The sequence below is a fragment of the Caballeronia sp. M23-90 genome (assembly GCF_053574605.1).
On the sequence record NZ_JBSIPA010000761.1, the window covers coordinates 1 to 1,719 of the forward strand.

General features: G+C 62.8%; 1 protein-coding gene and 1 pseudogene. Both read right to left on the reverse strand.

Annotated features, from left to right (window positions below):
• Positions 1-155: pseudogene (locus ACRXB1_RS35590) on the reverse strand (molybdopterin-guanine dinucleotide biosynthesis protein MobA); the annotation flags it as partial.
• 125 nt (positions 156-280) lie between these two features.
• A partial coding sequence (locus ACRXB1_RS35595) for a xanthine dehydrogenase family protein molybdopterin-binding subunit (RefSeq protein ID WP_449494718.1) occupies positions 281-1,719 on the reverse strand: 1,439 nt, incomplete at its 5' end.

The window sequence follows — 1,719 nt, forward strand, 5'->3', positions numbered from 1 at the left end:
TATACAGCCGACAATAACCGCCGCGCCGATTGGAACACGACGGGCGTGCCGTCGGGCAGCGTGGCGAGGAGCTTGTTGTGCAGGCCGCTCGGGTCAAAGCGGGAACCATAGCCGGCGGCAAGCAGGATGCCGGTAGCGCTCGATGAATAACTCATGGCCGGCGTCCTGACGAGGGGTAAAAGAAAGAAGCGTCGATTTTGACAAGCCGGATCGCTCGCGGCAAGCACGAAAAAAACCGTGCGGCTTTGCAACGCCGCACGGTGTCAGAACGTACAAGCCATCAAACCATCGTCTTGGGCATGACCTTGTCGAGCGTGATCGGCAGATCGCGCACGCGCACGCCGGTCGCGTGATACACCGCGTTTGCGATCGCGCCGGCCACGCCCGTGATGCCAATTTCGCCAATACCCCGCACGCCCAGCGAATTGATATGCGGATCGGTCTGGCCCAGCACGGTGATATCGATCGTGTTGATATCAGCGTTTACCGGCACGTGGTACTCCGCGAGATTGGCGTTCGTGTAGCGGCCGTAACGCGGATCGAGTTCGCTCTTCTCGGTCAGCGCCGAGCCGATGCCCCATACCACGCCGCCCATCAACTGGCTGTGCGCGGTTTTTTCGTTGAGCAGGCTGCCCACGTCGTACACGCTCACCACGCGTGCTACGCGGATCGTGCCGAGATCGGCATCGACGTGGACCTCCGCAAATACCGCGCCGAACGAGTGGAACGCGTACTCCTTTTTCTCGTCGCCGGGCTTGACCGTCGCCGTCGCTTCGATCGGCTTGCCGCCGTTCCTCGCGATAATCGCCGCCGCAGGATCGCGTTTCGCCGGGTCCGCGCGGCTGATGACCCAGCCGTTGTTGACCGTCACGTCATCGGCCGATGCGCCGGCGAGCGGCGAACCCGAATCGGCGATGGCCATCGCGATCAACTTGCCGCGCACCTGAGACGCAGCTTCACGCACTGCTGGCGACACGCTCGCCGCCGATTGCGATCCGCCCGATACCGGCGCTTTGGGCAACGATGAATCCCCGAGCGCGAACGTGACCATCTCCATCGGGAAGCCGAGGGCATCGGCGGCGACTTGCGTCATCACGGTGAACGTGCCGGTGCCGAGATCCTGCGTGCCCGATGCCGCCATCGCCGTGCCGTCGGGCAAGATTCGCACAACCGCCGATGCCTCACTGCGGTTCGCCGGATACGTCGCGGTCGCCATGCCCCAGCCGATCAACGTGTTCCCTTGCTGCATGGAACGCGGTTTCGGATTGCGCCGCGACCATCCAAACTTCGCGGCGCCCTTTTCGTAACACTCGCGCAACGACTTCTCCGACCACGGTTTTTTCTCCTGCGGTTCCATGTCGGCGTAGTTCTTGAGGCGCAACGCGAGCGGGTCCATGTTCAACTGGTACGCCATTTCGTCCATCGCGGATTCGAGCGCGAACGAGCCGCTCGTCTCGCCCGGCGCGCGCATGAACGTCGGCGTGCCGATATCGAGTTTCACGAGCTTGTGCGTGGTTGCCTGATTCGGCGTGGCGTACAACATGCGCGTGAGAATGGCGGAGCTTTCGTTCCAGTCCTCGAACGTGGATGTCGTCGATATCACGTCGTGGCGCATGCCGGTAAGCGTGCCGTCATCGCGTGCGGCGACCTGGAAGTGCTGTTCCGTGAACGTCCGCAAATGTTCGGCATGGTCGGCAACCGGCCGTTCACGGAACAGCA